This is a genomic window from Blautia sp. NSJ-140 (genome assembly GCF_022868965.1).
Lineage (GTDB): Bacteria > Bacillota > Clostridia > Lachnospirales > Lachnospiraceae > Blautia_A.
In genome coordinates, this window is sequence record NZ_JALIFS010000002.1 from 257,682 (window position 1) to 280,931 (window position 23,250).

At 44.1% G+C, this 23,250-nt stretch carries 17 protein-coding genes; 14 read left to right on the plus strand and 3 right to left on the minus strand.

Translation table 11 applies throughout. The features are described from left to right. Positions 1 to 18: 18 nt before the first annotated feature. From recN to feoB, 5 genes are all read left to right on the plus strand, one after another. Positions 19 to 1,704 carry a DNA repair protein RecN gene (gene recN / locus MUB50_RS03690; protein WP_118624485.1) on the plus strand — a complete coding sequence of 562 codons (1,686 nt, stop codon included), beginning with the start codon at positions 19 to 21 and terminating at the stop codon, positions 1,702 to 1,704. 150 nt (positions 1,705 to 1,854) lie between these two features. Beyond that, positions 1,855 to 3,060 carry a SpoIVB peptidase gene (gene spoIVB / locus MUB50_RS03695; protein ID WP_118513308.1) on the plus strand — a complete coding sequence of 402 codons (1,206 nt, stop codon included), beginning with the start codon at positions 1,855 to 1,857 and terminating at the stop codon, positions 3,058 to 3,060. A 325-nt stretch (positions 3,061 to 3,385) separates the two neighbouring features. Beyond that, the gene (spo0A, locus tag MUB50_RS03700) at positions 3,386 to 4,192 is read left to right on the plus strand and encodes a sporulation transcription factor Spo0A (RefSeq protein WP_118513307.1); all 807 of its coding nucleotides are present in this window, start codon (positions 3,386 to 3,388) and stop codon (positions 4,190 to 4,192) included. Positions 4,193 to 4,250: 58 nt separating this feature from the next. Then, complete coding sequence (gene glgA, locus MUB50_RS03705; RefSeq protein ID WP_118513306.1) at positions 4,251 to 5,696, plus strand: glycogen synthase GlgA; 1,446 nt, start codon at positions 4,251 to 4,253, stop codon at positions 5,694 to 5,696. Between the two features lie 329 nt (positions 5,697 to 6,025). Further along, positions 6,026 to 8,404: a ferrous iron transport protein B gene (feoB, locus tag MUB50_RS03710; RefSeq protein WP_118624487.1), complete on the plus strand. Its 2,379-nt coding sequence runs from the start codon at positions 6,026 to 6,028 to the stop codon at positions 8,402 to 8,404. Positions 8,405 to 8,414: 10 nt separating this feature from the next. Here the strand turns inward: feoB and MUB50_RS03715 are convergent, their stop codons facing one another. Beyond that, complete coding sequence (locus MUB50_RS03715) at positions 8,415 to 9,290, minus strand: LysR family transcriptional regulator (RefSeq protein ID WP_118624489.1); 876 nt, start codon at positions 9,288 to 9,290, stop codon at positions 8,415 to 8,417. Positions 9,291 to 9,425: 135 nt separating this feature from the next. On the opposite strand from MUB50_RS03715, the gene MUB50_RS03720 reads away from it, so the two are divergent. From MUB50_RS03720 to MUB50_RS03730, 3 genes are read left to right on the plus strand one after another with little or no spacing between them, the layout of a single operon-like run. Then, a complete protein-coding gene (locus MUB50_RS03720) occupies positions 9,426 to 10,892 on the plus strand; it encodes a UbiD family decarboxylase (RefSeq protein WP_118624491.1) in 1,467 nt (488 codons plus the stop codon). Next, positions 10,889 to 11,458 carry a UbiX family flavin prenyltransferase gene (locus MUB50_RS03725; RefSeq protein ID WP_182466175.1) on the plus strand — a complete coding sequence of 190 codons (570 nt, stop codon included), beginning with the start codon at positions 10,889 to 10,891 and terminating at the stop codon, positions 11,456 to 11,458. Before MUB50_RS03720 ends, MUB50_RS03725 begins: the two co-directional genes overlap by 4 nt. Further along, positions 11,443 to 11,823: a prenylated flavin chaperone LpdD gene (locus MUB50_RS03730; RefSeq protein WP_118513301.1), complete on the plus strand. Its 381-nt coding sequence runs from the start codon at positions 11,443 to 11,445 to the stop codon at positions 11,821 to 11,823. The genes MUB50_RS03725 and MUB50_RS03730 overlap by 16 nt, the downstream gene beginning before the upstream one ends. A 119-nt stretch (positions 11,824 to 11,942) precedes the next feature. Here the strand turns inward: MUB50_RS03730 and MUB50_RS03735 are convergent, their stop codons facing one another. Further along, complete coding sequence (locus MUB50_RS03735) at positions 11,943 to 13,316, minus strand: MATE family efflux transporter (protein ID WP_118513300.1); 1,374 nt, start codon at positions 13,314 to 13,316, stop codon at positions 11,943 to 11,945. A 277-nt stretch (positions 13,317 to 13,593) separates the two neighbouring features. On the opposite strand from MUB50_RS03735, the gene MUB50_RS03740 reads away from it, so the two are divergent. From MUB50_RS03740 to MUB50_RS03750, 3 genes are all read left to right on the plus strand, one after another. Beyond that, on the plus strand, positions 13,594 to 15,084 hold the full coding sequence (locus MUB50_RS03740) for an AAA family ATPase (RefSeq protein WP_118513299.1): 1,491 nt from the start codon (positions 13,594 to 13,596) through the stop codon (positions 15,082 to 15,084). A gap of 225 nt (positions 15,085 to 15,309) precedes the next feature. Further along, positions 15,310 to 16,341 carry a LacI family DNA-binding transcriptional regulator gene (locus MUB50_RS03745; protein WP_118513298.1) on the plus strand — a complete coding sequence of 344 codons (1,032 nt, stop codon included), beginning with the start codon at positions 15,310 to 15,312 and terminating at the stop codon, positions 16,339 to 16,341. An 87-nt stretch (positions 16,342 to 16,428) separates the two neighbouring features. Continuing rightward, positions 16,429 to 16,932 carry a gamma carbonic anhydrase family protein gene (locus MUB50_RS03750; RefSeq protein ID WP_118513297.1) on the plus strand — a complete coding sequence of 168 codons (504 nt, stop codon included), beginning with the start codon at positions 16,429 to 16,431 and terminating at the stop codon, positions 16,930 to 16,932. 265 nt (positions 16,933 to 17,197) lie between these two features. Here the strand turns inward: MUB50_RS03750 and MUB50_RS03755 are convergent, their stop codons facing one another. Then, the gene (locus MUB50_RS03755; RefSeq protein WP_118513296.1) at positions 17,198 to 18,106 is read right to left on the minus strand and encodes a LysR family transcriptional regulator; all 909 of its coding nucleotides are present in this window, start codon (positions 18,104 to 18,106) and stop codon (positions 17,198 to 17,200) included. Positions 18,107 to 18,218: 112 nt separating this feature from the next. Here MUB50_RS03755 and MUB50_RS03760 point away from each other — a divergent pair, with 112 nt between their 5' ends. The 3 genes from MUB50_RS03760 (at position 18,219) to MUB50_RS03770 (ending at position 22,945) form a co-directional block, all read left to right on the plus strand. Continuing rightward, entirely contained in the window at positions 18,219 to 19,523 is a 1,305-nt protein-coding gene (locus tag MUB50_RS03760) for an NCS2 family permease (RefSeq protein ID WP_118513295.1), read from the plus strand. A gap of 15 nt (positions 19,524 to 19,538) precedes the next feature. Then, a complete protein-coding gene (locus tag MUB50_RS03765; RefSeq protein ID WP_118513294.1) occupies positions 19,539 to 21,275 on the plus strand; it encodes an adenine deaminase C-terminal domain-containing protein in 1,737 nt (578 codons plus the stop codon). Between the two features lie 203 nt (positions 21,276 to 21,478). Then, a complete protein-coding gene (locus tag MUB50_RS03770) occupies positions 21,479 to 22,945 on the plus strand; it encodes a sensor domain-containing diguanylate cyclase (protein ID WP_118513293.1) in 1,467 nt (488 codons plus the stop codon). The last annotated feature ends 305 nt before the right edge of the window (positions 22,946 to 23,250 follow it).

Here is a 23,250-nt window from a genome sequence, read left to right on the forward strand (position 1 = left end):
ATACCAGAAAGGAAATCAATGTTAGTACATCTGCATGTAAAAAACCTTGCACTGATAGAGGAATCAGAGGTGGAATTCGGACCGGGCTTAAATATCTTAACCGGTGAGACCGGAGCCGGAAAATCCATTCTGTTAGGATCCATACAGCTCATCCTGGGTGGAAAAACTTCCAGAAGCATGATTCGTGAAAATGCTTCCTATGCCCTAGTAGAGTTGCTGTTTCAGGTTGAAAACACGAAAGCCAGAGAGTCCCTTGCGGCGCTTGACATCTATCCGGAAGACGGACAGGTGCTGATGTCCCGTAAGATCATGGACGGCAGAAGTATCAACAAGATCAACGGAGAGACAAGTACAGTCAGCCAGATGAAAGCCGCAGCAGCCTGTCTTCTGGACATTCACGGACAGCATGAGCATCAGTCGCTTCTTTACGGAGACCGCCAGCTGGCTATTTTGGATGTATACGGAAAAGAACAGATCCTTCCTGCCAGAGAGAAGGTCCGGAAAGCTTATCAGGAGTATCGGGACTGTGTGGATCAGCTGAAAGCACTGGATATGGATGAGGAACAGCGCAACCGTGAAAAAGCCTTTCTGGAATTTGAGATCAATGAGATCGAGGAGGCAGCTCTTATTCCGGGAGAGGACGAAACACTGGAGGACCGCTACCGGAAGCTGAGCAATGCCAGAAGGATCATGGAAACAGCACAAATGGTCCGTGGGATGACCGGATATGAACAGGGCGCCGCAGATATGACCGGAAATGCCTTGAAAGAGTTTTCAAGAATTGCAGATTACGATAAGGATCTTGCACCTTTACAGGAAGCTCTTGTGGAAATCGATTCACTTCTCGGTGACTTCTGCCGTGATCTGTCCTCTTATATGGATAGTCTTACTTTTGACGAAGAAACTTTTTTTGAAACAGAAAAAAGACTGGATCTGGTCAATAATCTGAAGGCAAAGTATGGACAGACGATCCAGGAAATTTTGTCTTATCAGAAGGAACAGCAGAAAAAATTAGAAAAACTTCAAAGATTCGAAGAAAATTTCCGGTTACTGAAAGAAAAACTTATGCAGGCAGAAAAGATTCTTGAGGAAGCTTCGTATGAACTTTCAGAAATCCGGAAAAAATACAGTAAACAGCTGGATGAAAAGATTATCGAAGGATTGAAGGAACTGAATTTTGAGGATGTGGATTTTTCTATCCGTTTTGACCGCAGAAAAAATTATACAGATAATGGTTATGATTCGGTGGAATATGAGATTTCCACAAATCCAGGTGAGAGCAGAAAACCGCTGGGACAGATCGTATCCGGTGGTGAGCTTTCCAGAATCATGCTTGCCATCAAAGCAATCCTTGCAGATAAAGATCAGATTGATACACTGATCTTCGATGAGATCGATACAGGGATCAGTGGGCGTACTGCACAGAAGGTTTCTGAAAAAATGGCAGTGATCGGACAGCACAGGCAGGTGCTTTGTATCACACATCTTCCACAGATCGCCGCAATGGCAGATACCCATTTTGAGATCGAGAAACATGTAGAGGGAACTGAAACCATCACCCAGATCCATCCTCTGGAAGGAGAGAAATCTGTCCGTGAGCTTGCCAGACTTCTGGGCGGTGCCCAGATCACTCCAGCTGTTCTTGGAAATGCAAGAGAGATGAAGGAATTGGCACAGCAACAAAAAAATACAAGACTGAAATAATTTATACGTTACATACTAAGAGAGGACGGCCGAAAGGTCAGTCCTCTTTTTTAACCGAATCAAGTCAGTCCCCTGCTTCAATTGCGAAAAGCAATAAGCAGTGGGAGGGGATTTGCTTGTATCAGAAAATTACAAAGGATGTGACGTAAGATGAACAGAAAAAGAAAATACCGATGTTTGCTACTTGTATTTCTTGCGCTAGATCTGATTCTGATGGGATGGCTGGGATACCGGCTTCTGGACAGGAAGATCCCGGATCAGATCCTGGTGGATCATGAGGACAGCCGGGAAGTAGCTAGTATTCTTAAGCGACCTTTTATCAGCTTTGATGATGCTATTACAGTTTCAGGGAAAGACAGCTATAAGTTACACTGCAGACTCCTGGGAGTGATTCCTTTTAAGGATGTGAAAGTGAAAAATATAACTGCGAAAGAAGTATATGCAAGCGGAGATGCAGTAGGCATTTATATGCAGACGAAAGGAGTTCTGATCATTGATACAGGCGAGATCCTTTCGGAAAGTGGCGAGATGGAAGAACCGGCCCGGGACATTGTAAAGCCGGGAGATTATATTGTGGCTTTTGATCAGAACCGGATCCAGTGTAAGCAGGATCTTCTGGAGGATATGGCAGATCTTTGCGGAGGATCTGTGACGCTGAAAGTCCGCCGGGGAAAAGAGACGATTCCCCTGTCCCTGACTCCGGTGAAAGATGAGAAAGGAAAATACAAGCTTGGGATCTGGGTGAGGGACGATACACAGGGAATCGGAACTCTGACTTATGTGGATGAAAATGGAGAGTTCGGTGCTCTTGGTCACGGGATCAGCGATGTGGATACCGGCGAACTTTTAAGCATCGCAGATGGAAATCTTTACAATGCCCAGATCCTGGGGATTCGGAAAGGAGAAAAGGGAAATCCCGGAGAACTATCCGGTCTGATCCGATACGAAGCCGGTAATATTCTGGGTGAGATTTCCAAAAACAGTAAAAACGGTATTTTTGGAACTGTGGATGCTGACCAGGTGAAAAATCTGGATCTGAAGAAGCTTCCTGTAGGTTACAAACAGGATCTGAAAATTGGACCCGCATCTGTTCTCTGCTGCACAGACGGCGAAGTAAAAGAATATGCCGCAGAGATCACCAGGATCGATATGAACCATGAGGATTCTAATAAAAGCTTCGTGATCCAGATCACAGATAAGGAACTCCTGGAAAAAACAGGTGGGATCGTTCAGGGAATGTCTGGAAGTCCTGTGCTCCAGAATGGAAAACTCTTTGGTGCCGTGACTCATGTATTCGTGCAGGATTCTACCGGCGGATATGGGATTTTTATTGAAAATATGACAGGCAATGCATAATCTGCAGTTGAGGAAAGAGGCACAAAAAACATGGAAAAAGTCCGGGAAAAGTGCCTCTTTTTTATATGGGGAAAAATGCCGGATACAGATTGAAATACCTGCATTTTGGTGAATTTTGTGATATATAAGAGAAAAAATGTCGAAAAATATCGTACGAAAGTGTGATAAAATAACTACTTTTATCTTGATTTTACTACGGGATTTCTACTATAATAATTTTGTCGCCAGCAAGGGGAAAGCGCAGGCAGCTAACAGTGTCGGTTACTGCCGTGGTGACGGGGGGTATGTCTGGAAACCCAAGGAGATAGAAGTTAGGAGGGTCCTCATGGACAAATTAAATGTTGCAATTGCTGATGATAACGCGAAAATGACAGACATGCTCGGTCAGATGATCGAAGAAGATAAAGACCTTGAACTGGTCGGAAAAGCACACAACGGAGAAGAAATCTGTAACATAATCAAAGATAAGGAGCCGGATGTGGTAATTCTCGACATCATTATGCCGAAGATGGACGGTCTTTCCGTTATGGAGAAATTTTCCCATAACGCAAATGTCAAAAAAGTTCCAGTGTTTATCGTATTATCTGCAATTGGACAGGAGAGGATTACAGAGGATGCATTCAGTCTTGGAGCAGACTATTATGTTTTGAAGCCTTTTGACAACACTACACTTTTAAACCGGATCAAACATATTCGGAAGATCGGGGACAGAAGAGTGCGGGAGATTGCAAGGCCAGGTATCACAGAAACCAAAAAGCCTCAGCCGGAGAGGAATCTGGAAACCGATGTGACGAATATCATTCATGAGATCGGAGTTCCGGCACACATCAAAGGGTATCAGTATTTAAGGGATGCGATCATTTTGTCTGTCAATGACATAGAAATGCTCAATTCCATTACCAAGGTATTATATCCAACCATTGCGAAACGCCATCAGACAACACCGAGCAGAGTGGAGCGGGCGATCCGACATGCGATCGAGGTGGCATGGAGCCGGGGAAAGATGGATACCATTGATGAATTGTTTGGATATACTGTAAGCACCGGAAAAGGGAAACCCACGAATTCTGAATTTATAGCACTGATCGCAGATAAAATCAGACTGGAATATAAAAATCGGTCTTTAAATTAGATGAATTTTGGAGTATAATCATAAATAAAAACGGGTGTACCCAGGGAGGGGAATACAGATGAAAAAAATTCTGTTTGCTACATCAGAAGCAGTACCTTTTATCAAAACAGGAGGACTCGCTGATGTTGCCGGCTCACTGCCTAAGTGCTTTGACAAAAAATATTTTGATATCCGCGTGATCTTACCTAAATATGCCTGCATGAAACAGGAATGGAAAGACAAAATGGAGTATGTGACCCATTTTTATATGGATCTGGGATTTAAGAACTGCTATGTAGGTATTATGCAGATGCAGTATGACGGCATCCAGTTTTACTTCATCGACAATGAATATTATTTCAGCGGTCCGAAACCATATGACAGTGCACCATGGGATCTTGAGAAATTTGCTTTCTTTTCCAAAGCTGTGTTATCGGTTCTTCCAGTGATCGGATTCAGACCGGATATCATTCACTGTCATGACTGGCAGACAGGACTTGTTCCGGTTTACCTTCACGATTCTTTCCAGGAGAATGAATTCTTCCGTGGAATCAAGACTGTTATGACAATACATAACCTGAAATTTCAGGGTGTATGGGATGTTAAGACTGTTAAGGATATCACAGGCCTTTCCGATTACTACTTTGCACCGGATAAACTGGAAGCATACAAGGACGCAAACTTCCTGAAGGGCGGTATGGTATTTGCAGATGCCATTACCACAGTAAGTAATACCTATGCAGAAGAAATCAAGACACCGTTTTATGGTGAGAAGCTGGACGGACTTCTCAATGCGAGAGCCAACAGCCTGCGCGGTATTGTAAATGGTATTGATTACAATGAATTCAATCCGGAGACAGATCCGAATATCACCAGAAACTACAATGCAAAGAACTTCCGCAAAGAGAAGATCAAGAATAAGATACAGCTTCAGAAAGATCTTGGACTTGAGCAGGATCCGAAAGCTATGATGATCGGCATTGTATCCCGTCTGACAGACCAGAAGGGATTTGATCTGATTGCTTATATCATGGATGAACTGTGTCAGGATGCGGTACAGATCGTTGCGCTTGGTACCGGTGAGGAACGTTATGAGAATATGTTCCGTCATTTTGACTGGAAGTATCATGGTAAGGTTTCCGCACAGATCTATTATGATGAAGCAATGTCTCACAGAATTTATGCAGCATCTGACGCATTTCTGATGCCATCACTGTTCGAACCATGTGGCTTGAGCCAGTTGATGAGCCTTCGTTATGGAACCCTTCCGATCGTCAGAGAGACCGGTGGTCTGAAGGATACAGTTGTCCCGTACAATGAATTCGAGGGAACCGGAACAGGATTCTCCTTCGTAAATTATAATGCACATGAAATGCTTGCTACGATCCGTTATGCAGAGAGTGTATATTATGACAAGAAACGTGAATGGAATAAAATGGTAGACCGCGCGATGGCTGCAGATTTTTCCTGGAATAATTCCGCACGTCAGTATGAGGAAATGTACAATTGGTTAATTGGTGAGTAAGGATTCACCGAAGCGGTTCAAAGCAATAAAAAAGCACAGACGACAATAATATGTCGTCTGTGCTTTTTTGAGTACGAGAATATACATGCATGTTATCGTATGTCTGCAAGAAAAGATGAAGGTGCTTGTTTATCAAATACGAATTGCACTAAAATGAGAAAATAATTAAAAGTTAATGATAAATAACTTTTGAATTAACATTATTTATACGAAACTTATCAGATTAATCAGTTATTGTCAAACAACTTAAATTGTGTTACATTTATACCAGTGGATAATACAGATGTATGTATTGACCATGTAAATTGTACTTATGATGAGGTGACAATATGACACTGGACAAATTAAAGACTGGAGAATGTGGCAGAATCATCAGTGTTCGTGGCGAGGGGGAGCTGAGACATCATCTTCTGGATATGGGGCTTACACCGGGGACAGAAGTGTCTCTTCGTAAAACAGCTCCTATGGGAGATCCGGTACAGCTTGTGCTGCGCGGATATGAGCTGACATTGCGGTTGGCGGAAGCTGCAAAGATTGAGATCGTATCAATCGAATCCATGACGGAGACGAAGAAAGAAAATGAACGGCATCAGCCGATTGCTCATCCTGGTGTGGGAGAACTTGGAAAGGCTCGAGATTATCGTAAGAACCGGATCGGTGATACGATTCCCAAGGGGGAACCGATCACGTTTGCACTGGCAGGTAATCAGAATTGTGGAAAGACAACTCTTTTTAACCAGTTGACAGGTTCCAATCAGCATGTTGGTAACTTTCCGGGTGTAACTGTTGACAAGAAAGAAGGAAGCATCCGGAGGCATCCGGAGGCAACGGTAACGGATCTTCCTGGAATCTATTCACTTTCCCCGTATTCCAGCGAGGAGATCGTAACAAGAGATTTTCTGCTGAATGAGAAGCCGACAGGAATCATTAATATTGTAGATGCTTCCAATATTGAGAGAAATCTTTATCTTACCATGCAGCTAATGGAGCTTGGAATCCCAATGGTGCTGGCCTTAAATATGATGGATGAGGTAAGGGCAAATGGAGGCTCTGTTCGGATCAATGAACTGGAGGAGATTTTAGGAATTCCGGTTGTACCTATTTCAGCAGCGAAGAATGAAGGAATTGATGAGCTGATCGATCATGCAGTCCATGTTGCAAGATACAGAGAAGCACCGGGAAGAATTGATTTCTGTACTGACAATCAGTCACCGAAGGATCCGGTAGGTGCACTTCACAGATGTATCCATGCAGCCGTTCATCTGATCGAACCCTATGCAAAAAAAGCAGGACTTCCTGTACGCTTTGCAGCTACGAAGATCGTAGAGAAAGATTCTCTGATCGAAAAACGTCTGGCTTTGCCTGAAGGTGAAAAAAAGGTTCTTGATGGTCTGGTACATGTTATGGAGAAGGATGGCGGTCTGGACCGTGAGGCAGCTCTTGCGAACATGCGCTTCAATTTTATCGAAAAGCTTTGCGAGAAAACTGTGGTAAAACCGGCAGAAAGCCGTGAACATAAACGAAGTGTCGCCATAGATCATATCCTTACCGGAAAATATACAGCAATTCCCTGTTTTGTGGGAATTATGGCCATTGTATTTGTGATGACGTTCAATTATCTGGGAGCCTGGCTTTCAGACGGAATGAGCATGGTCGTGAACTGGGTAATTGCACTTATTGGCAGGGGACTGGAGACAGCGGGTGTCAGCTCAGTACTGCAGTCATTGGTTGTGGATGGAATTTTAAGCGGTATCGGAAGCGTGATCGGATTTCTTCCCACGATCGTTACTTTGTTTTTCTTTCTGTCAATCCTGGAAGATACCGGATATATGGCTCGTGTAGCCTTTGTTATGGACAAGCTTCTTCGAAAGATCGGACTTTCCGGAAGAAGCTTTGTGCCGATGCTGATCGGATTCGGCTGTTCGGTGCCGGCTATTATGGCAACCAGAACATTATCCAGTGAACGTGATCGGAAAATGACGATCCTGCTTACGCCGTTTATGAGCTGCAGTGCCAAGCTTCCGATCTACGGACTTCTCACCAGTGCATTTTTTCCGAAGCAGTGGAGAGGAGTTGTGATGATCAGCCTTTATTTTGCAGGAATTCTCTGTGGGATCCTGTATGCTCTGGTCCTGAAAAAGACGAAATACAGGGGAGAGCCGGTTCCGTTTGTAATGGAGCTTCCCAATTACCGGCTTCCTTCTGCAAAAAGTGTAGGACAGCTGATATGGGAAAAGGCGAAGGACTTTATCCAGAAAGCGTTTACAATTATTTTTGCGGCAACGCTGATCGTGTGGTTCCTGCAGAATTTTGATGCAGGTCTTAACCTTGTTGCCAGCACAGATCAGAGCCTTCTGGCACAGATCGGAAGCATCGTGGCACCACTTTTTGCACCGCTGGGCTTTGGTGACTGGAGAGTATCCACTGCATTGATCACTGGCTTTATGGCAAAAGAGAGTGTTGTGTCTACGCTGACAGTTCTTCTGGGCGGAAATACGGCATTGCTTCAGGATTTGTTTACGCCGTTTACTGCTTACGTATTTTTGATCTTTACCTTGCTCTATACACCCTGTGTTGCAGCTATTGCAACTGTGCGGCGGGAGATGGGAACTGTAAGAGCTGCCGCTGGTATTGTAGCAGTACAGTGTGCCACTGCATGGATCGTTGCATTTGCGGTACATGGTGTGGGAATGATGCTTGGATTATAGAAAAAATATCTTACATATGGCTTTTCACAAACTGCAGAAAACATTCTGCAGAGGTTGTGAGAGCCATATTTTTTTTATGGGCAATTCCAACGGATAGCTTTTCCAGTCCATTAATCGGGACAGCAACAAGTGAAGGCTGACGAAAGAACTGAAAGCTGCTTTCTGTAAGGAGACTGATCCCTTCGCCAATTTCCACTGCGCTGACAATAGATTCTGCACGGGCAGTACGCAGAAGCTGAGGGTGGATCCCTGCATTATGAAAACTTTGCATACAGAAACGGTAAATGGAAGTGTGCGGAGGCATCAGGATAAAAGTCTCTTTTTTCAGTTCAGAAAGAGTGACCGATTTTTTGGACGCAGAAGGATGAGCTTCAGGAAAAACAGCAACCAGACGGTCTTCTGTGAGAGCGTGAAAAGTATAGAGCTCCGGGTCTATCATATGTTTTCGTACAAAGATCAGATTAAAAATGTCTTTTTCAAGACCGGAGAGAAGTTCTTCGTCTTCCACCTCCTTCAGAGAAAAGGAAAGCTCCGGGTGTGTATCACAAAAACTGTGTATCACAGAAGTAAGATGGTACTGAGAAAGAAAAGGAAGTGTTCCAATATGAAGTGCCTGGAGCTTACTATCCTTAAAATGGTACACTGCTTCCAGAGAACGATGATACTGTCTGGAAATCTTAAGTGCTTCTTTGTAAAAAAACTCTCCCTCAGGAGTAAGCACAGCAGTACGCTTGCTGCGGTCCCATAAGGTAAGCTCCAGTTCTTTTTCCAGTTTCATGATCTGCTTGGAAAGGGAGGACTGGGAGATATGCATAGCTTCTGCAGCATCAAAAAAAGTCCGGGATTGAGCTGTACAGATAAAATAGTCGATCTGTTCAAGAGTCATGGTAACACCTGCCTTTTAGAAAATAGTGACGAATCATTCCATATTGGAAACAATTATATCATAGAAAGAATTGATTCACCATATTAAAAAGAGATAAAATAATATGAAAAAATAAAGATAATGCAGGAGGTTTTTATGGCAGAAAAAGTAAGAGATCTGAGAAGTGCCCTGGCACTTCTGGAGCAGATGCCGAACCAGCTGATCGAAACAGAGGTGGAAGTTGATCCGATGGCAGAGCTTGCAGGGGTATATCGTTATGTAGGAGCCGGTGGAACGGTGAAGCGTCCTACAAAGGAAGGGCCTGCCATGATCTTTAATCGTATAAAAGGACACCCGGATGCAAGGGTCGCTATCGGTCTTCTGGCAAGCAGAAAAAGAGTTGCTGCTTTACTTGACACTCAGCCGGAAAATCTTGGAAAGATGCTCTGCAAAAGCGTGGAGAATCCAATTCCACCGGTAGATATTGAAGGAGATGCACCGTGTCAGCAGGTGGTGCATAAGGCTGCAGATCCGGATTTTGACCTTTATAAATTGGTTCCTGCGCCAACGAATACGCCAGATGATGCGGGCCCGTATATCACACTTGGCATGTGCTACGCCACACATCCGGATACAGGAGTTCACGATGTGACCATTCACCGTCTATGCATTCAGGGAAAAGATGAGCTTTCCATTTTCTTTACACCTGGTGCCAGACATATCGGAGCAATGGCAGAGCGTGCTGAGGAGCTGGGACAAAGGCTGCCGATTTCTATCAGTATCGGAGTTGATCCTGCTATTGAGATCGGTTCCTGTTTTGAGCCGCCTACAACACCACTGGGGTATGATGAGCTGTCTGTAGCCGGCGCACTGCGCAAAGAGCCGGTGGAACTCTGTAAATGTTTAACCGTTAACGAGCGTGCCATCGCCAATGCGGAATACGTGATCGAGGGAGAAGTAATCCCAGGTGTGCGTGTAAAGGAAGATCAGAACAGCAATACCGGATACGCCATGCCGGAGTTTCCGGGATATACAGGGCCTGCAAGTGACCAGTGCTGGCTGATCAAGGTTACAGCAGTGACACATCGTGAAAATCCGATCATGCAGACCTGTATCGGGCCAAGTGAGGAGCACGTATCCATGGCGGGAATCCCTACAGAGGCCAGCATCTATGGTATGGTGGAAAAAGCAATGCCTGGAAGACTTCAGAACGTATATTGCAGCAGTGCCGGCGGTGGAAAGTATATGGCTGTCCTTCAGTTTAAAAAGCTTTCTCAAAGTGATGAGGGAAGACAGCGTCAGGCTGCACTTCTTGCATTTTCCGCCTTCAGTGAGTTGAAAAATGTATTTCTGGTAGATGAAGATGTGGACTGCTTTGATATGAATGACGTACTTTGGGCGATGAATACGAGATTCCAGGGGGATGTGGATGTGATCACCATTCCGGGTGTCCGTTGTCATCCTCTTGATCCATCCAACGATCCTGCATTTTCTCCAAGTATCCGTGATCATGGAATTGCATGCAAGACTATTTTTGACTGTACGGTGCCTTATGATCTGAAGGAAGATTTTCACAGAGCCCGTTTTATGGAACTGGATCCGGAGAAATGGCTGAAAAAATGAAAAAGAGAATTATAGTTGGTGCGACAGGTGCAAGCGGCCTGCCGCTTCTTGTAAAATGTCTGGAGATCATCCGGGAGAATTCGGATTTTGAGTCGTATCTGATCATGAGTTCCAGTGCAGAGCTGACTCTTCGCCAGGAGACGGAGCTGGAACCGGAGGATGTGAAACGGTTGGCAGATCATGTATGTGCACCGGGAGAAATCGGGGCAAAACCGGCCAGTGGTTCTTTCAAAACAGAGGGGATGCTGATCGTGCCCTGCAGCATGAAAACGATCGCGGGGATCCACAGTGGCTATGCGGATAATCTTATTCTGCGTGCGGCAGATGTGACGGTCAAGGAACAGAGAACACTGGTGCTGGCAGCCAGAGAAACACCGTTAAGCGGGATTCATCTCCGAAATCTTTATGAGCTTTCTATGCTTCCGGGAGTGCGTATCATTCCACCGATGCTGACGTTTTATCATAAACCGGAAAGTATTGATGATATGGTGTATCATATTGCGGCAAAGCTTTTGGAACCGTTTGGGATTGAAGCAAAGGAGTATCGCAGATGGAATGGATTGTAATGGAGTGTGTGGAGACTGCAGACTGTGAACTGGAGGTCAGTGCTGCATTTGTCGGAGAGGATGTGCTTATCTGCCTGAAAGGAGGAGAAAAGCCTCATCTGGGATGTGTGGTGCAGACGGAACCGAGAGTGTCTCTGACAGGAGATGGTTCTGTGAGTGCAACTTCTTCAGTTTTGAATTTTCCGGGACATAGGGACGAGGTGATCTGCCGGTGGATGGCGGAGAAGGTTTCGAAAGAGCTGGGAAAGAGAGTGGTTTGCACCGGGGGATTTCATAAGGAGGGTATTTCAGAGAAGGAGATCCGGGAGGTACAGGAAAGTGTTGTGTGTCTGACAGAGAAGGTGATAGAAGGACTGCAGATGTAGTTGAGGAACGGCTGGAATCTGCTAAAGCTACTTTTCAAAAGTCCGGAGACTTTCTTCGCTCAAACAGCGAATTTTTGAAAAATAACGCAGGTTCCAGCCGTCTAAAAGGCAATCATATTCTATTTATTTTCAAATATGTTCTCACGGGTAATATTTTTAGCCCATTTCCCACTAAGATACCTTTTGATCACCCATGGCCACTTCACGAATTCATCCGTACAGAGCAGAAAATACACCCACATAACCGGCAGCTTCAGTACAAAAGCAGCGAAGAATCCAAGGGGTACTGCATATACCCACATATCAATAGTATCACAGATCAGACCAAACTTTGTATCACCACCTGCCCGGAACACACCGGCGATCAGGGTTGTATTTACGGCAGACCCCATAATATAGTAGCTGTTGATCAGAAGCATATATTTCAGGTAATGCATGGCAGTGGGTGTCAGGGACGCAAATCTCATTACGAACGGTGTGATGGCAAGAACGATAAGTCCGCCAAAAAAACCTGCAATAACAGTAAGCTTCAGTGTTTTGGAAGCATAACGCCTGGAACGTTCCAGATCGCCCTGCCCCATAACATTGCCAAGAAGAATACCTCCTGCACTGGCAATACCGAAACAGAAAACAGAGCCGATATTACGGACTACTACAACCAGAGAATTGGCAGCAACCGCATCCGTACCAAGGTGCCCCAGGATCACAGAGTACATGGAAAAACCAATACTCCAGGAAATATCATTACCAAGAGCCGGCAGGGAAAGCCGCACGAAATCACTGAACAGAAGTTTGTTTTTTATGAACATACATCGAAGATCCAGTCGGACATTTTTGCTGAAAGCAGAAACAATAAAACAGGCGAACAGCTCGATCATTCTGGAAAGTGCAGTAGCGATAGCCACACCGGTAGCACCAAGCTTGGGTGCTCCGAACAATCCGAAGATAAAAGTCGCATTCAAAAGGATATTCAGTCCAAATGCCAGCATATTCATCGCCATGCTGGTAGTTACCCGGCCAATGCTTCGAAGAACAGCCAGATAAACCTCTGTCATACCCCAGCAGATATAGGTGATACCCATAATGCGGATATAGGAAGAACCGATGGCCAGAAGCTCCGGATCATTGGTGAATAGTTTCATCATCATCTGTGGCATGGTAAATGCAACGAGCGCCACGAGAACAGAGATGATCATGGAAAAACGAAGAGCGATCCCCTCGATGATCTGAATGGCTTTGTAATCTCCCTTTCCATAATACTGGGCACAAAGCAGGGTTGCTCCCGTACCAAGACCGTAATATACCATAAACAGGATATTGGAATAATTTGCTGCCAGGGATACTGCGGAGATGGACGACTGACCTACAAAGTTCAGCATGATAACGTCGGCAGAATTGACCGCTGCACTTAGCAGGTTCTGAATGATGATGGGGATGACAAGCTTAACGATCTGTGGATAAAAATCATCCCGCTGTGAAAGTTGATTCCTCATTTCCTCCTCCAAAAAAATACAATTACAATGATGTGAAAAACGGTAAATCACATATATGGTAACTGTGTCAGCTTTTGTAAAAAATGAAAGCAGACATGATTGCACGATAACATAGTTTACAGGCAGTGTCAATCGGCAAACTGCAAAATTGTTTAAACAACTTACGGAAAAATGACGAATACAAAAATGTGTAAAAAATTGTATCAGCGGTTGTTGAGATTTCCAATCCATGATAAACTGAATGGAGATATTTTTCAGAGAAAGAGGAGTAAAAAATATGCCAGTTTTTGATTTCAGCGCAGCACCGGCAGATAAAAAAGAGACAAAACGCCAGTGCACATATATAACGTTTCGTTCCAATGAAACAAAAGCCACGCCGGAGAAACCGGTGCTGATCCTGGACAACAGCAAAAGAGAGTGGAAACATCATTCCTGTGGATATTTTTCCAATCCTGCGAAGCGGACTGCATTTGAGTTTAAGGAAGAGGACGGTGTTTTCCCGGCAGACATCCTGAAGATCGATTCACGTTTTACAAGCCTGATCAAATGGCTCGGAGAAAATCATATCAACATCCGTCTTTCCGGACAGAATACAGAAGAAGGATATGCCGTTTACAAAATCCGAGAGATCGCTTTTGGCGGAGGCACCAAGCTTTCTGCTGAGGACGGATTTCTTCAGTTTATGATCGAGCGTCTGTTTGCAAGCAGTGCGCCGGCAGAAGAAAATGAGAACGATGAGGAGGAAGAAGACGGTGACGATATGAAGCTTACCAGTATTCAGAGTATCACCGACTTTATGAACTGTGCCGGAAAGACTATGCCTGATAATATCCGTCTCTGGGCAAGAAGAAATCTGGCAGTTGCCCGTTCTCATGAGGTTTCTCAGGAGGAAAGACGCCATGCCCAGAGAGCACTTTCCATCATGATGAATATTCAGTGGAAGCATAATTATTTTGAGTCTATTGATCCGAAGGAAGCACGCCGTATCCTGGATGAGGAGCTTTATGGAATGGAGCGTGTAAAACAGAGGATCATTGAGACGATCATTCAGATCAACCGTACCCATACACTTCCTGCTTACGGACTGCTTCTTGTAGGACCGGCAGGTACCGGTAAATCTCAGATCGCTTATGCAGTTGCAAGAATCCTGAAAATGCCGTGGACAACCCTGGATATGAGTTCTATCAATGATCCGGAACAGCTTACCGGAAGCTCTCGTGTCTATGCAAATGCCAAGCCGGGAATCATCATGGAGGCTTTTTCCATGGCAGGAGAATCCAATCTGGTATTTATCATCAATGAGCTTGACAAGGCTGCATCAGGTAAAGGAAACGGAAATCCGGCAGACGTGCTTCTGACATTGCTGGATAACCTTGGTTTTACAGATAACTATATGGAATGTATGGTTCCGACCGTTGGTGTATATCCTATTGCCACAGCCAATGATAAGGCACAGATCAGCGCACCTCTGATGTCACGTTTTGCAGTGATCGATATTCCGGATTACACACCGGAGGAAAAGAAGATCATCTTTTCTAGATTTGCGCTTCCCAAGGTTTTGAAACGTATGAGCCTGAAACAGGAAGAATGTATCGTAACGGATGAGGCGCTGGACGCAGTAATTAAGAAATTTGAAGATACCACAGGAATCCGTGATCTGGAGCAGGCTGCGGAGCATATTGCAGCCAATGCCCTGTATCAGATCGAGGTAGATCATGTGAAGGCTGTAACCTTTACCCCTGAGATGGTACAGGAGCTTCTGGACTGACAAAGGGATCCGTTTTGCAATGATAAAAATGCTTCCGGAGATTTTTTCGGAAGCATTTTTGGCTGAGGTAATGCACCTGGTTATGCCGGGCATGTCTGATCGTAAAGGGAAATTATAAAAATAATGAAATCAGGGATTGCCTGAGAAAGTGTAAATGTGTATAATGAGATAAAAGAGCGTGCTCGTGAACACAAATCACACAGGAGAGGTTTTGGAGGGTAAAATATGGCAGTAACATTACAACAGATTGCGGAAGCAGCAGGAGTTTCGAGGGGCACTGTGGACAGAGCACTGAATAACAGAGGCCGTATCCGTCCGGAAGTAGAGGAAAGGATCAAAAGGATCGCCCGGGAGATGGGATATCAGCCCAGCCGTGCCGGTCGTGCCCTTGCCATGGCAAAGAGGAAGATCCGTATCGGTGTGATTCTTCAGTATATGGAGACTCCTTTTATGCAGCAGGTTTTAAAGGGGGTCCTGGAAGCAAAAGAAGAAGTGGAGAGTTTTGGCGGAACAGTAAAGATCTATGAGATCGAAGGCGTGGAACCGGAAAAAGTAATGGCTGCAATGGAAGAGCTCCGGGAAAAGGGCTTTAATGGAATTGCGCTGACTCCATCAGAGGATCAGCTTTTGAGAGCGAGGATCGATCAGTATCAGGAAGAGTATGGAATTCCGGTAGTTACCTTTAATGCAGATCTGGAAGATACAAAGAGGTTATGCTTTGTGGGACAGGATACCTTTCAGGCCGGTCGTACGGCAGCAGGCCTGATGGGAGAGATGACAGGCGGAACCGGGCAGGTTGCCATAATTTCCGGACAGGTTGCCAATCCTGGCCTGATCAGCAGGCAGAAGGGATTTTCAACAGAAATCAAAGAAAGCTTTCCGGGAACTGAGATCGTGGATATAAGGTATTCCTATGATGACGAATGGGTGGCATCCAAGATCGTGGAAGAACTTCTGGAACTTTATCCGGAGCTGACCGGTATCTATATTACAGGTCATGGTGTAAAGGGTGTCTGCCAGACCTTGCAGAAGCTTGGAAAGGATAAAACCATGCATGTGATCGCCAATGATTTCCTGGAAGAAAATCTGAAATGGCTGAAAGAGGGGACGATCAATTTCCTTATCGGTCAGGATGCAGCTGTACAGGGACATTCCCCGGTGACTATTTTGTTCCAGCTTCTCTTTGACAGCAAGGCACCGGAAAAGGAATATCAGTATACAGATATTGTGATCCGGACAAAATATAATATGGGATAAAAAGGAATTGCTGTTGCGTATAGAACCCATGATCAGAAATATCATATGGCAGAATCCTGTACAGGGAAAGCAGATTCAGGAGGTAAAATGAATTATAAAAATGTAAAGATCGCAGAAGGTGCCAGGATCGCAAAGCAGTCTGTGATCCTTGGAAATGTAACGATCGGCCGTGACAGCTGTGTATTATATTATGCGGTGCTCCGCGGAGATGATGCTCCGATAGTAATCGGAGAAGAAACCAATATCCAGGAAAATTGTACTATTCATGTGAGCCACAACATGCCGGTCCATATCGGAAACAATGTTACTGTAGGGCATAATGCGGTGCTCCATGGATGTACTATCGGAGACCGGACACTGATTGGAATGGGATCCGTGATCCTGGATGGTGCAAGAATCGGAAATGACTGTATCATAGGAGCCGGAAGCCTTGTGACTAAGAATACGGTGATCCCGGATGGCTCTCTGGTAATGGGAAGTCCGGCCAGGATCAAACGAAACCTTACCTGGGAAGAGAAGCTTGGCATCGTGGAAAACAGCAAAGAATATATTGCTGTGTCCGAAGAGATGAAAGCGCAGGATGTATTATAAACAGCACACGATAAGGGATGAGTCCCTTTTTACCGGAAAAATACTCCACGCATCGCTCGCCATAATATGCCCATCCAAGGAATGTACCGGGATCACCAAGAGCAATGGCAGTACCGACATAGGAAACATGTGCTGTACGCCCTTGTACGTTACGCTCTTAAGTTTTGATTATTGTGCTGATTTTACAGGAATATTCAGAATAATGCAACAAAAACATTCCTTCTGAACAGAAGATCTTTTGCTTCAACATATGTAGATCAAAACCCTACAGGACATTCCTCGCAGTACATATAAAATCCCGGGCGTACTGTGGAAGATAGGTACCTCTTCGGTACGCAATTGTCAGTGTGCTGAAAACCCCATCTTCACCAATGGAAAAACAGGCTGGTTTTACAGGGAGGTCCATATTTTGGACATAAGTTTCCGGGGTGAAACACATACCAAGTCCTTGCATGCAGAGCTTGACGCAGGTTTCTGTGTTGCGGCTCTGAATTGGCACATAAGGCTTGATATGGGCAGCTTTCAATGCTTCCAGCGAAAGCTGTCCGGTAGTCTGTTCCGGAAAATGCAGGATAAAAGGCTCTTCTGCCAGAAGTGAGAGATCAAGCTTCGGGTATATGCTGTGAGTGGATACACTGCCGGCAGCAGCCAATGGGTGCTCCGGATGCATGATCAGAAGGATCTCTTCCTTTTTCAGCAGTTCGTATTCCAGCTTAGGGTGTTTATGTACTTCATTGAAAATGCCAAAATCAAGCTGATCATTGAGAAGAAGTTTTTCTTGGATGGAATATGCCTCTTCCAAGATATTGACCTTTACTTTAGGATATTTTTGAAAAAAAGAGGTCATGATCTGAGGAACCATACAGGTACTCCTCATCAGTGGGAAAGCAACGTTCAGTTCTCCTTCATTATTTTCTGTAAGATCTTTCAGCTCTTTTTCCCAGTCCTGTCGTATCTGCAGGATCTTTCGGGCATACTGCATATATTTGCGGCCTGCAAAGGTAGGTGTATAGCTGTTTCCGCTGCGGCTGAATAGCTTGGTCCCCATTTCCCGTTCCAGCTTCTGGAGATGCTTGGTTAGGGTTGGCTGGGAAATATAAAGCTCCTGTGCGGCTTTTGTAAGATTCTGATATTTAGCAATGCAGAGAATGTACTTCAGTTCATGATAGTTCATGTTTTCCTCCAACTATTCCATTTTGGCATAATTTTTATGTATAATATGAATTTGACTTCCTAATATGTGTATTTTACAATACTTCCTATCATCATATCAAGGGGGAAAACAAATGAAAAACTGGTTGGAAAAACAGTTCAGACTGTCTGAGTTCAATACAAATATAAAAACAGAACTTCTGGCAGGACTGACAACCTTTGTAACTATGGCATATGTGCTGGCCACGATTCCAAATATTCTGGCAGGTGCCGGTTATGACAAACATACGACTCTGACAGCTATGATCCTTCTGATCATTTTGACTAGCTGTGCAATGGCTTTGGTCACTAATCGTCCGTTTGCTTTGGCACCGGGACTCGGAAGTGTGGGAATCATCGCGTCTATGATCACTAATGAAGGCGTAAGTATGCCGATCGCAGCAGGTGTGATATTCTGGAGTGGTGTTCTTTTTATCATAATTTCATTCTTTGGTCTGAGAGAAGCAGTGGTACGTGTGATCCCGGTAAGCCTGAAACAGGCGGTTAGTGCCGGTATTGGTCTGTTTATCGCACTTCTTGGTGCAAAAAACTGTGGACTGATCGTGGCAAATGATGCAAAAAACTGTCTTTCCTTCGGAAATCTTGCATCTCCATCTGTGATCGTAGCAGTGATCGGATTTCTGATCCTTCTGGTGATCAAGGTACGAAACATTCCGGGCGGTATGATCCTTGCGATCCTGCTGACCACTCTGGCAGGAATTCCTTTCGGTGTTACACATGCTCCGGAATCCATTTTTGCATTTCCGGCAGGTATCGGCCATCAGTTCCTGAAAGTTGATTTTCTGGGAGCGCTGAATTTTGCTTATATTCCATTTCTGATCGCTCTGTTTGTGCCGGATTTCTTTTCTACATTCGGAACAGTTCTGGGAGTGGGAGCAAAGGCAGGCTATCTGGATAAGGATGGAAATCTTCCGGGTATTGATAAATGCTTTAAGGTAGATGCAATTGCAACAAGCTTTGGAGCATTGTTTGGAATGCCGAGTCTTACTACTTATCTGGAGTCATCTGCAGGCGTAGAAGCAGGGGGAAAAACGGGACTTACGGTTATTTTTACAAGCATTTTCTTCGGACTTTCGCTGTTTCTGGCACCACTGGCTCTTGTGATCCCATCTGCGGCAACCGGTCCGGTGCTGATCTATATCGGCATCAATATGCTTGGTGCTATGAGAAATATTGATTATTCGGATATTACAGAGTATATTCCGGCATTTTTATGTGTAACCTTTACGATTTTTGCAAATAATATCGCAAATGGTATCTGCGTGGCGCTTCCGGCTTATCTCGTTATGAAGATCGCAGCAGGAAAGATCAAAAAGATTGAACCGGTCATGTATGTATTGGTAGCAGTCTGTCTGTTGTATTTTTATTCAATTATCTAAGGATGGTGAAATGGTATGGAGCAGGTTCATCTGCTGATCAAAAACGCAAAGGTATTTAATTCCTATCTTAAGAAATTCATATCTGCCAATGTTGCGGTGAAAGATGGAAAATTTTATTACATAGACAGAAAACAGGATACGGATTTTCAGACTGACAATGTGATCGATGCAAAGGGATCATACATGATTCCAGGCCTGACAGATATTCATATGCATATCGAAAGTTCTATGACCACACCGGCTTTTTTTGGAAAATGTGCAGGAGAAAATGGTGTGACGACGGTGGTTTCAGAGCCTCACGAAATGGCCAATGTCAAAGGTATCCGAGGGATTCTGGAAATGATCTCTGCGGCAAAGAATGCACCTATCGATATTTTTTACGGGATTCCAAGCAGCGTTCCGTCAACCAGTGAAAAGCTGGAAACAACAGGTGGAATTATTGACTGCAGTGCAATGAAGCATCTGCTGGAAGAAAAAGATGTGGTATGTGTAGGCGAAATCATGAATTACCGGCAGATCATCCGGGAAAATGATCTGGAGATCAGCCGGTTTCTGGAATATCTGAAAAAAGAACATCCGGGATATGTGATCGAGGGACACTGTCCGTCATTGCTGGACCTGGATCTTGCAAAATTTCTTTATCTGGGTATCAATGGTGATCACACGGAACATACTCTGGAGGAAGTAAAGCAGCGGATCGAAAACGGAATGTTTTTTGAGATCCAGGATAAAATGTTGAAACCGGAAATCCTGGAGTATATCTGCCAGAACCAGCTCTACGAGTATTGTTCTTTTGTAACAGATGATACCATGGCGGATGCTTTGTATGAGCAGGGGCCGCTGAATGCAGTGGTACAGAAAGCTATCGATATGGGATTTCCGATGGAGCAGGCGATCTACTGTGCCACATATACACCATGTCAGCGGATGCATTTTTATGACAGAGGAGCTATCGCACCGGGAAAACTTGCGGACTTTATGCTGCTTAAAGATCCGTCCGTTCTTAAACCGGAAGCTGTATTCAAAAATGGTGTTTCGATTTATGTAAAGGATGAACCGCAGTTGCCGCTGTCTGCTTCCTCATATGAATTTCCGGCAGATTTTTACCGGAGTGTACAGCTTCCGGAGATTTTTCTGAAGGATTTTCAGGTGAATGTTCCTTTTCAGGAAGGATATGCAACGGTTCGTGTGATGGAGGTCAATCCGGATCGTACCCATACTACTGAAAAACTGGTGGAAATGCCGGTGAAAGACGGAAAGATCTGCTGGGAAAACAGCGGATGTCTTCTGGCTATGGTGGTGGAACGTCATGGGAAGAACGGAAATATCGGCTATGGATTTCTTACAGGCTCCTGCTTGAAAAAGGGAACTGTGGCAACAACATATTTTCATGATCATCATAATCTCTTTGTAGCAGGAAGCTCTCCGGATGATATGTTATTTGCTGTAAACAGGATCCGGGAACTGCAGGGGGGATTTCTGACAGTAAAAGATGGAAGGATCCTTTCTGAGCTTGCACTTCCGGTATGTGGGCTTTTATCCGAAAAATCGATCAGGGAGAATGGCCTTGCATTGAAGGCGGTGAGAAAAAGCCTTACAGATCTGGGATATGTGCATAATAATCCGATCATGTCAGTGGGAACACTTGGATTACCGGTAAGTCCGGCACTGAAGCTGACTGATAAGGGACTGGTGGATGTAAAAAAAGGCGAAATTGTTCCGCTGATCGTAAGCACAAAGAAAAATAAATAACTTGTTCTTATTGCAGCAAGATAAGCCGGACGTGAGTCGCGGAAGGTGGCATAATAAGGCATAATAATCAGATATCGTTGTAAAAAAATCTGCATTTTTCAATCTTATGATTGGAATCTGCAGATTTTTTGTTGTAGAGAAAAAACAAAAATCATGGTAAAATAAAAATGCATAACACAAAAGGTCAAATTAGGAGAAAACATATGAAAAAGAATCACTTTGAATTAAAAAATTATGTTATGGCAACCGGTGTTTTTATTTTGGCGGTTGTAGCAGGGATTCTTATTTTTTTCGAGTGTGTGCAGAGGTCTGTACAGGTGAATTCTCAGAATACTTTGAAGATAAATGTGCAGAGACAAAGTGAACACTTGCGGACCATACTGGATATTAATTATCAATATCTGAATGAGATTGCCTCTGCAATGGGAAGATCAGAAGAACTTTTTTCAGAAGAAAATAAAGAACGACTGGTATCCATTTATGAAAAAACAGACCTGGAGAGGGCTGCTCTTATTGATAAGAATGGAGATGCATACTACGACAATGGAGTAACCAAGAATGTTTCTCATCGCAGATATTTTCAGGAGGCCATCAGCGGAGAGCAGACCATCAGCGATCCCCTGGAGAGCAGTGTGGACCATGAAGTGAGGGTGGTTTTAGGCGTGCCGATATACAAAGATCATAAAGTGATCGGTGTTCTGGGCGGATCCTGTAATGTTACAGCGCTGAGTCATATGCTTTTTAATGATCTTTTTGACGGAACGGGAAACAGTTTTCTGGCCACAAGTGATGGAGAGCTCATTGCCTTTGACATTGGTTCGGCGTCCGGTACGGAGATCACATATGGAATCAATCTTTTTAAATATTACGGAGAAAAAAATCTTAAAGGGAAGCATGCTCTTCAGGACATTCAGGAAGATTTTAAAGTTGGCGAAAGAGGTCTGGTGAAGCTTAGCCTCAAAGAGAGAAAAGAAGAGGACCGATATCTGGCATATATGCCTCTTGGGTACAATGACTGGATGATCTGTTATGCAATTCCTGTAAAAAATGCACAGCAGGCGTATGAATTTATTTCCGGTTATGAAATTATATTTATGGGAAGCTTCTGTATTCTGGTATTGATCCTGCTTCTGTACATTGTTGTAAGAAATAATCAGGAGAAAGCGGAATTGGTACGTTCTGTCCAGCATGATGCGCTTACAGGCGTTTATAACAGAGAGAATACGCAGAAGATGATCGATGCTATTCTGAGAGAAAAAGCTCCGGAAGGCTTTCATGGCTTTCTGATCCTGGATATGGATCATTTTAAAGAAGTGAATGATGTTTACGGACATGTCATGGGAGATAATGTCTTAAGGATGCTGGGAGGTTTTCTTAAAGAGCAGTTCCGGGAACAGGATGTGATCGGACGTATCGGCGGGGATGAGTTTGTGATCCTGCTCTGTAATATCGGTTCCAGGGAAAATATGGAGAGCAGAATAAAAAATCTTCATGAAAATCTCAGGGAGATCCGAATGGAAGGAATGGGAGAGCATACATTCACTTTTAGTGCAGGAATTGCTTTTGCACCACAGGATGGAGATACCTTTATGGAACTGTATCAAAAAGCAGATCTTGCTCTTTATCAGGTAAAACGCTCCGGAAGGAATGGCTACCGGATCTATAAATAACAATAAAAAAGACATATGAGGGATTCAAGAGAAGAATATCCTTCTGACATTATTATAAATGGTTCATACTAAAAATATTTAAACGATTTTGATAGTTGACATGAATTTTCAGATATGCTATGCTTATGAAGATTTTGAAGGACAAGAAAGAGTCTTTTCAAAGCAATTATTTTGGACCACTCCATTTTGGAGTCAAGGCCATACGGACAGCCGGGTCCACTGCCGCTGATGGTAACTTTGGTTGCCTTATTGATTGAGTTAGAAGCTCAAATTTTATAAGTTGGTTCCTTTGATAACCGTCATGC

Bases quoted from the DNA above. Each gene is read 5' to 3' on its own strand.
- recN (WP_118624485.1), top strand. From the start codon at position 19: ATGTTAGTACATCTGCATGTAAAAAACCTTGCACTGATAGAGGAATCA.
- MUB50_RS03740 (WP_118513299.1), top strand. From the start codon at position 13,594: ATGCCAGTTTTTGATTTCAGCGCAGCACCGGCAGATAAAAAAGAGACA.
- spoIVB (WP_118513308.1), top strand. From the start codon at position 1,855: ATGAACAGAAAAAGAAAATACCGATGTTTGCTACTTGTATTTCTTGCG.
- MUB50_RS03720 (WP_118624491.1), top strand. From the start codon at position 9,426: ATGGCAGAAAAAGTAAGAGATCTGAGAAGTGCCCTGGCACTTCTGGAG.
- MUB50_RS03725 (WP_182466175.1), top strand. From the start codon at position 10,889: ATGAAAAAGAGAATTATAGTTGGTGCGACAGGTGCAAGCGGCCTGCCG.
- glgA (WP_118513306.1), top strand. From the start codon at position 4,251: ATGAAAAAAATTCTGTTTGCTACATCAGAAGCAGTACCTTTTATCAAA.
- MUB50_RS03745 (WP_118513298.1), top strand. From the start codon at position 15,310: ATGGCAGTAACATTACAACAGATTGCGGAAGCAGCAGGAGTTTCGAGG.
- MUB50_RS03760 (WP_118513295.1), top strand. From the start codon at position 18,219: ATGAAAAACTGGTTGGAAAAACAGTTCAGACTGTCTGAGTTCAATACA.
- MUB50_RS03730 (WP_118513301.1), top strand. From the start codon at position 11,443: ATGGAATGGATTGTAATGGAGTGTGTGGAGACTGCAGACTGTGAACTG.
- feoB (WP_118624487.1), top strand. From the start codon at position 6,026: ATGACACTGGACAAATTAAAGACTGGAGAATGTGGCAGAATCATCAGT.
- MUB50_RS03715 (WP_118624489.1), bottom strand. From the start codon at position 9,290: ATGACTCTTGAACAGATCGACTATTTTATCTGTACAGCTCAATCCCGG.
- MUB50_RS03750 (WP_118513297.1), top strand. From the start codon at position 16,429: ATGAATTATAAAAATGTAAAGATCGCAGAAGGTGCCAGGATCGCAAAG.
- MUB50_RS03755 (WP_118513296.1), bottom strand. From the start codon at position 18,106: ATGAACTATCATGAACTGAAGTACATTCTCTGCATTGCTAAATATCAG.
- spo0A (WP_118513307.1), top strand. From the start codon at position 3,386: ATGGACAAATTAAATGTTGCAATTGCTGATGATAACGCGAAAATGACA.
- MUB50_RS03765 (WP_118513294.1), top strand. From the start codon at position 19,539: ATGGAGCAGGTTCATCTGCTGATCAAAAACGCAAAGGTATTTAATTCC.
- MUB50_RS03770 (WP_118513293.1), top strand. From the start codon at position 21,479: ATGAAAAAGAATCACTTTGAATTAAAAAATTATGTTATGGCAACCGGT.
- MUB50_RS03735 (WP_118513300.1), bottom strand. From the start codon at position 13,316: ATGAGGAATCAACTTTCACAGCGGGATGATTTTTATCCACAGATCGTT.